Annotated in this window: 7 protein-coding genes; 5 read left to right on the forward strand and 2 right to left on the reverse strand. The window is 34.3% G+C overall.

Annotation, left to right across the window (positions count from 1 at the left end; all coding sequences use genetic code 11):
* Window positions 1–111 precede the first annotated feature (111 nt).
* Window positions 112–1,026 carry an MYG1 family protein gene (locus LMF89_RS24820; RefSeq protein WP_229537491.1) on the reverse strand — a complete coding sequence of 305 codons (915 nt, stop codon included), beginning with the start codon at window positions 1,024–1,026 and terminating at the stop codon, window positions 112–114.
* A 379-nt stretch (window positions 1,027–1,405) separates the two neighbouring features.
* Between LMF89_RS24820 and LMF89_RS24825 the strand changes: the two genes are divergently transcribed.
* Window positions 1,406–2,968, forward strand: coding sequence for a ClC family H(+)/Cl(-) exchange transporter (locus LMF89_RS24825; RefSeq protein ID WP_229537492.1), 1,563 nt, complete (start codon window positions 1,406–1,408; stop codon window positions 2,966–2,968).
* Window positions 2,969–3,353: 385 nt separating this feature from the next.
* Here the strand turns inward: LMF89_RS24825 and LMF89_RS24830 are convergent, their stop codons facing one another.
* Complete coding sequence (locus tag LMF89_RS24830; RefSeq protein ID WP_229537493.1) at window positions 3,354–4,214, reverse strand: AraC family transcriptional regulator; 861 nt, start codon at window positions 4,212–4,214, stop codon at window positions 3,354–3,356.
* 171 nt (window positions 4,215–4,385) lie between these two features.
* On the opposite strand from LMF89_RS24830, the gene LMF89_RS24835 reads away from it, so the two are divergent.
* The 4 genes from LMF89_RS24835 (at window position 4,386) to LMF89_RS24850 (ending at window position 7,414) form a co-directional block, all read left to right on the forward strand.
* Window positions 4,386–5,171 carry a gluconate 5-dehydrogenase gene (locus LMF89_RS24835; protein ID WP_229537494.1) on the forward strand — a complete coding sequence of 262 codons (786 nt, stop codon included), beginning with the start codon at window positions 4,386–4,388 and terminating at the stop codon, window positions 5,169–5,171.
* Window positions 5,172–5,203: 32 nt separating this feature from the next.
* A complete protein-coding gene (locus tag LMF89_RS24840) occupies window positions 5,204–5,842 on the forward strand; it encodes an RpiB/LacA/LacB family sugar-phosphate isomerase (RefSeq protein ID WP_229537495.1) in 639 nt (212 codons plus the stop codon).
* Window positions 5,843–6,177: 335 nt separating this feature from the next.
* Window positions 6,178–6,768 (forward strand): TetR/AcrR family transcriptional regulator, encoded by a 591-nt coding sequence (locus LMF89_RS24845; RefSeq protein WP_229537496.1) that lies wholly within the window; start codon window positions 6,178–6,180, stop codon window positions 6,766–6,768.
* A 19-nt stretch (window positions 6,769–6,787) separates the two neighbouring features.
* Window positions 6,788–7,414, forward strand: coding sequence for an HXXEE domain-containing protein (locus LMF89_RS24850; protein ID WP_229537497.1), 627 nt, complete (start codon window positions 6,788–6,790; stop codon window positions 7,412–7,414).
* Window positions 7,415–7,472 lie beyond the last annotated feature (58 nt).

The following is a 7,472-nucleotide window of genomic DNA, read 5'->3' on the forward strand; positions in this document are numbered from 1 at the left end:
GATGTCTCTATTTTACACCAACTTGGAGGTTTACACAGATTTCGGGATAGTCTCAATTTAAAGCTAGTGTCTTTATTTGGACAACTAACCTGTCTCCGTGTCCTATAATTTTCAAGTTTTAACTGATAATTTTGCTATTTTTAAAGCGCTCTCCATGCTTTTAGTTGATGCTATAAACCCTGCTTTGTGACAAAATATAGCATCATCTATTTTAATTATAGAATTTATTTCTTCACTTGATTTTCCTCTAATGGATTCTAATATATCTTTTCTTGCTTCGAAAGTATCGGCGGTTTTCTTTACAGTCTGAATCTTATATTCTGTATTATTATCATTATCATTATCATCTGGAGAAATAACGAATAATACCTCATTATTTAAATCTATTTTAAGCAACTGTTGGAGCCAAGGGCAACCGGTTTTTAAAACCATTATTTCATTAATATTTCTATTTTGAAAGGCTTCATTTACTATAATCCTTGCTTTTATAACAGAAACTTGTCTACTTATTATTCTTTTTATAACCTCAGTAGCATATTGAACAGCTTTTTCAAACGCCTCATCTATGGAATCATTTGAATCCCATGTAGGATTAAAACTTTGGATAATATCACTTATTGAAGTTACTTTAATTTCTGATTTTATGTCTATGCCATTATCTGTAGCGTCAATCCCCTGCACTAAATTTTTATCAACATAATCAAAAATCGAGATTATATCATTTTCTTCAAGTTGAGAATTAAACTTTTGTATTATTCTTGAGCCAAATTCTCTCCAGACTAAACCACAAGCAGCATATGGAATATTATTTTCTCTTATTTCTTTATTTAGTTGGTGATGGTCGAATTCTCCCAAGGATATGTCATAAACAAAATCTAGTTTTCTAAGTATATTTTCATCTCTTGTTCTTGTTACCTTTATATCGCCTAGCAGTAACCTAAGTATAGCGGTAGCCATAACATCGTCTGCATGAAATTTCCCGCTATGTGTCCCTAAAGTTTTAATATTCTTTTCATTAATCATCATTTACCCTTTCATATTCGAATTAATTATTACTATTCAATATTTATATTATAAATATAGTATAGCATTGTTTAGGCAAATTCTATTCAATAACATGAATCATTCAAGAAAGAGAAGCCACCCATTATCTACTTTATTTAGTAGATTTATGAGTGGCTTCTCTCAGGTTTGACATAATGGTGTAATTTTATCTTTCAGGAAAATCTAAGGTACGGCAGAATGTGTGAAAGTAGCAAACTATAAATACATAAATTATAGATAGTTCCCTAGAAGCAAATAAAAAGTAGTAGTTCTGTATTTGACAACATTCGACCTAAGTGCCAAAATGTAACTATGTGCAGCTTTAACCTGATGCACCACAGAGTTACCTGGAGGAAGTTCTATGACTACACAAAAAATAAGCAAAGTTTACCACGCCCTAATCCATTGGCATGATTTTAAACTCAAATTGTTCAGTGAAAGTATCTTAATTGGTAGTATAACTGGATTGATCATTGTATTATTCCGCTATTTACTGGAACAAGCAGAAGCATTACGAGGTATTATTTATATGCGTATCCATACTGATTCATGGTACTTAGTCATAGGCTGGTTTATCGTATTATTAGGTATTGCTTACTTATTGCGTTGGATTGTCAGAAAGGAACCCATGGCTGCCGGCAGTGGTATTCCTCAAGTAAAAGGTACAATTCTCGGGCAAATGAGGATGAAATGGTGGCAAGTAATGGTTAGTAAGTTTGTCGGTGGAATACTGGCAATTGGCGCTGGACTATCTTTAGGACGGGAAGGACCATCCATCCAGCTTGGTGCCACAGTAGGGCAAGGTATTAGTCGAATGTTAGGCAGGACGAAAATGGAAGAACGTTACCTATTAACAAGTGGAGCCAGTGCTGGATTGGCTGCTGCTTTTAATGCGCCGTTAGCAGGAGTTATATTTTCCTTGGAAGAATTGCACAAGAATTTTTCCCCTACCGTATTGATGTCCACAGTGGCAGCTGCTTTAACTGCCGCTGTAATATCGCAATATTACTTTGGACCCAATCCTGTTTTTAACTTGATTGACTTACCAATTTTTCCTGTACAATATTACGGATTTTTGATTGTACTTGGTGTCGTAACAGGTGTACTAGGCATTCTTTTTAATAAAGTTTTGATAAAAACGCTAGATATATTTGAAAAACAATATCTATTATCTGGTATTGGGAAAATTATTGTGCCACTTACATTAGCTGGAATAGCTGGTTTTTTTCTGCCCGATATTCTTGGTGGAGGCAATAATTTAGTCGATGCGATCTCATCAAATCAATTTACTGTAACACTAGTAGTCGTTTTACTTATAACTAAATTTATCTTTACAATGATTAGCTATGGTTCTGGAGTTCCAGGAGGTATTTTTTTACCAATGCTGGTCATTGGTGCATTAATCGGAGGCGTATTTAATCATGTCCTTATTCAATCGTTAGGATTTGATCCTTATTACAGCACTAATATTATTGTGTTTTCTATGGCAGCATACTTTACGGCTATCGTTAAAGCACCCATTACGGGCAGTATACTCATTATGGAAATGACGGGATCTTTTAATCATATGCTTTCCTTGATTATTGTATCTATGACAGCGTATCTGGTTGCTGATATTGCTAAATCCAAGCCCATTTACGAAGAATTGTTAGAGCGCTCTCTTATTAAACGAGGTAAAGTTCCATTGAATCTGACTTCAGAAAAACGTATGGTAATTGAAATTGTTATTTCCAGTGGATCGAAAATTGACGGCCGTCAGGTTAAAAACATTGACTGGCCTCTTCATTCTCTTCTCATTAGTATTAAGCGTGGTGACTTGGAACTGGTACCGAAAGGAGAGACCCGCATTATTACAGGTGATTTTTTATACATACTTACCAACATAGATCAAGCCGCAAATATACGTAAACTAGCTGACCAGTAGTCTAATTCTCCTAAAAAAACACGATCTGATGTCCTCTCGTCTTTTTTTTGAGCGCGTTACGGGAAAAGGCGGTTCAAGAACTACACCTTCTATGCAGCCAATTTCTTGTTTACAAAACATATATCGCAATATCATATTTACTGAGTATGGAAAACGTTCATCAAGGGCCAAAATAAAAACGCCAGCATCCGTTAATCGAAAGATGCTGGTCTCTCTTTTTACCATAAGACTGTATGATGTAGCTTATGGATTTTCCTTTTCTTAAATTTAATTATTATTCAATGTCAGTATTTTGCTATAATGTTAGACTTAAAGCTAGCAGGTATAGAAATATTTTTCGATCTGTCCCCATATCCCATGGGCATATGGGGCCTGTATTCTGTCGTTAACTTGCACTATATTGACCATATTTTTTCGGAGATATGCCAACTGCTTTTGTAAACGCTTTTAAGAAGTTGCTATAATCATTAAAGCCACACTTTTCACAAACTTCGCTGACTCCTAAACCCATAGTTAATAAAGTTTTTGCTATGGTAATACGGCGGGCATTAATGTATTTGTTAATAGTGGTGCCTGTAGTTGCCTTGAAAATTCTGCATATATAAGAGGTACTGATGTAGAACTGCTCTGCCAGATGTTCTACAGTAATCGCCTCAGTAATATGCTGGTTGATGTAGGTAAGGATTTCTTGTACCTGTTGATTGTACTGGAAGTTGGAATCCGCTATTTCCAAGCTATGGTTATTTATAAATAAACTATTGATCATAACCATCATTTCCATAAAAGCTACCCGATCGAGTATATCACTTCCAAACTCATTTAATGTAGTTATTTTGCCAATAAAATAAAGAAAGCGGTACTGCTGCTTTTTGTTTAATGAAATGCGATGATTGAATACCTGATTACGCTCGGTAAAACAATAGCTAAGATCTGTTTTTATAGTCGAAATTTCCTTTAAGAAATCAGGATATATAGAAATAATAATACGTTCATGAACCATATTATTAATTTGTGTTAAATAATGGCTCTCAAATTGATTGATAATAAATAAATCTCCTGGATTAATATCATAAAAACGGTTATCGATAAGAAACTGTTTTCCACCTGAAATGGAATAATATATTTCATAACAATCATGGATATGAATATCCATGGTTTTTTCTTCTTTGTGCAAATGTGCTATTGCATAGTATTTGTTTTTCAGACATTCCGAGATTGCTGCCTTACATGATGTGAATTTTTCCATATTACCACATATCCTTTCCTATGTAATTATAATTGGCATGTTCAAGATATGCAAGATTTATAAGAAAATATGACAAGATTATGAAATATTAGTATGATATACTGCTTGCATAGGTAAGATAACAGAAATATGGCAGTAGGGGATCTAAAATAACAAGGAGGTAAAAATGTAATGGGTATTATGAAAAAATTTTCGCTGGAAGGAAAAGTTGCATTAGTAACTGGCGGATCTTATGGAATTGGTTTTGCTATTGGCAGTGCTTATGCTGAGGCCGGTGCAACTATTGTTTTTAATGACATAAATCAAGAGTTGGTGGATAAAGGAATCAAAGCTTATAAAGAAGCTGGAATCAATGCTTTTGGATATGTATCTGACGTAACAAAGGAAGATGAAATACAATCCATGGTAGCTAAAGTGGAACAAGAGGTTGGTATCATTGATATTCTTGTAAATAACGCTGGTATTATTAAACGTATTCCTATGATTGAAATGACAGCGGCAGAATTCCGTCAGGTAATCGATATCGATTTAAATGGACCATTTATCGTAGCAAAAGCAGTCATTCCAGGAATGATTAAAAAAGGACATGGAAAAATTATTAACATCTGTTCTATGATGAGTGAACTTGGACGTGAAACAGTATCTGCTTATGCGGCCGCTAAAGGCGGATTGAAGATGCTGACAAGAAATATTGCATCAGAATATGGACAGTTTAATATCCAGTGTAACGGCCTTGGACCTGGTTATATTGCAACCCCACAAACAGCACCCCTGAGAGAAGAAGGACATCCATTCAATAGCTTTATTATTGCAAAAACGCCGGCTGCTCGCTGGGGAACACCTGAAGATTTACAGAGCCCTGCAGTATTCTTAGCATCAGAGGCTTCTGATTTTGTAAACGGACATATCCTTTATGTAGATGGAGGCATCTTAGCTTACATCGGAAAACAGCCTTAACGTTAGAATTGTATTATAGGAGGCGTGAAAAAATGAAAATAGCATTAATCAATGAAAATAGCCAAGCCGCTAAAAATGAAATGATTTGTTCCGCTTTGAAAAAAGTAGTAGAACCAATGGGACATGAAGTATTCAACTACGGAATGTATAGTGCAGATGATAAGCAGCAATTGACTTATGTACAGAATGGAATTCTGGCAGCTATATTGTTAAACGCAAAAGCGGCAGATTATATCATAACAGGATGCGGTACTGGAGAAGGTGCTATGCTAGCCTGCAACGTCTTTCCAGGAGTGTTATGCGGACACATAGTAGATCCATCCGATGCCTATATGTTTGCTCAAATCAATGATGGAAATGCAATTTCTTTACCATTTGCAAAAGGATTGGGCTGGGGTGCTGAGTTAAACCTTCAATATATTTTTGAGAAATTATTTCTAGGCGAAAGCGGACAGGGCTATCCAAAAGATAGAGTAATCCCAGAACAACGCAACAAGAAAATTTTAGATGAAGTTAAAAAAGTAACTCATCAAGATATGATGACTATTTTAAGAAATATTGATCAAGAGTTATTAAAAGGTGCAGTAAGTGGAGAACGATTCCAAGAATACTTCTTTGCAAATTGCAAGAATGACGAAATTGCAGATTATATCAAGCATGTATTAGCTTAACTATTAAACAAGTAAACAGGCACAAAACGCACCGATCACACTTATTGGGATTGTGAGATGTGTTTCTGAAAATAATAAATATACATAAATATGGTAAATTTATAGTTATGCCCTAAAGTTCAGAACCTAATGAACTTTAGGGCATTTGTCGTTTGGAAGCACTCGAATGTACAACCTCTGCCCCCAAGTTATTGTGATTTATTTTTTTAAACTTAAGACTTGACAAGAGTAAATATTATAGATAATATATAATCAAACAATGATTTAAACGTTGTTTGATTATTGACTTACATGCTTCTAAATTAATCAAACATTACTATAGGAGGAGAAATAAAGTGATAGATTCCGATAAAAACATATCAACAAAAGAAAAAATCTTGCAGGCCACTTTAGATCTGATTAAAAGAGAAGGGTTTGAAGGCGTCACAATAAGAAAAATTGGTGCCGCAACCGATTCGAATATTTCACTTGTCAATTACTATTTTGGTTCCAAAGAAAAACTGATAAATGAAAGCATTAAGATTTTATTAACGGACTTTCAAGAAACTTTTACTGTTCTTGATGATGTCACAATATCGCCCAAAGAACGACTAAAATTGTTTTTAATGCATTATGTAAAGGTAATTCATCAGTATCCGGAAGTAGTTCGAAAAACCATTGCTTTGGGCACGACGGTTTTTTCATCCCAGTATGAATATGGGACGTTTATGAAAACAATGGGATTTAATAAAATTCAAGCTACTTTGAAAGAAATAACACATGAGGAAAATCCAGACATATTAATGATGATGACAGTACAGCTATTAGGAGCTATTTTTCTTCCTGCATTAATGAGTCCGATTTTTGAATCAGGAGCGGATATCAAGATGGCATCAATTGAAGAACAGATTAATTTGCTATTTCAACGCTATTTTCACGAAAATTAAAAGAATGAGGTGAAAGAATATGAACTTTTTAAGAAAATATTGGCATGATATAGGCGGGTTTGTAGCCTTAGCAGTATGTGCTTATTTATTACTTGATCAGCAAAATATATCAGAAATAAAGATGATTTTATGGCTGAGTTTTGTTGCAATCCTAATTCATCAATTTGAAGAATATCGTTGGCCGGGATATTTCCCGGGAATTTTTAACATTGTAATATTCAAAAGTACGAATCCGGAAAGATATCCTTTGAATAGTCAATCGGCTATGGTCATAAATATCTTAATTGCCTATATCTTTTATCTTATCCCCGTCTTTTTTGTCGATAAGATATGGTTAGGCCTTGCACCGATCCTTATGGGATTTTTCCAATTTTTCTGGCATGGTTTTTTCGCTAATATAAGAGCCAAAACTATTTACAATCCCGGCTTATTCGCAGTTTTATTTTTTCATATTCCTATTGGATATTGGTACATCAATTATATTGTTTCAAATAATTTAACAACCCAACTTGACTGGATTTATGGAATAATTTACTTTGTCATCGCTATATACGTTTTTATCATCAAGGGGAATATGTGGCTGAAAAATGAAAAATCAAGTTTCAAATTCACTAACAAACAATTAGGACCTTACATTGCTAAATAGAATGGGACACAAGACCAGCTAACTAAAGTCAAGCCCTCACTAGAAAAAAATGATCACT

This window comes from Pelosinus baikalensis (assembly GCF_020819555.1).
GTDB classification, from domain to species: Bacteria; Bacillota; Negativicutes; order DSM-13327; family DSM-13327; genus Pelosinus; species Pelosinus baikalensis.

What these genes read in the sequence shown, in the direction of transcription:
- LMF89_RS24835 (WP_229537494.1), top strand. Translation starts at nt 4,386, where the DNA reads ATGGGTATTATGAAAAAATTTTCGCTGGAAGGAAAAGTTGCATTAGTA.
- LMF89_RS24840 (WP_229537495.1), top strand. Translation starts at nt 5,204, where the DNA reads ATGAAAATAGCATTAATCAATGAAAATAGCCAAGCCGCTAAAAATGAA.
- LMF89_RS24820 (WP_229537491.1), bottom strand. Translation starts at nt 1,026, where the DNA reads ATGATGATTAATGAAAAGAATATTAAAACTTTAGGGACACATAGCGGG.
- LMF89_RS24850 (WP_229537497.1), top strand. Translation starts at nt 6,788, where the DNA reads ATGAACTTTTTAAGAAAATATTGGCATGATATAGGCGGGTTTGTAGCC.
- LMF89_RS24830 (WP_229537493.1), bottom strand. Translation starts at nt 4,214, where the DNA reads ATGGAAAAATTCACATCATGTAAGGCAGCAATCTCGGAATGTCTGAAA.
- LMF89_RS24825 (WP_229537492.1), top strand. Translation starts at nt 1,406, where the DNA reads ATGACTACACAAAAAATAAGCAAAGTTTACCACGCCCTAATCCATTGG.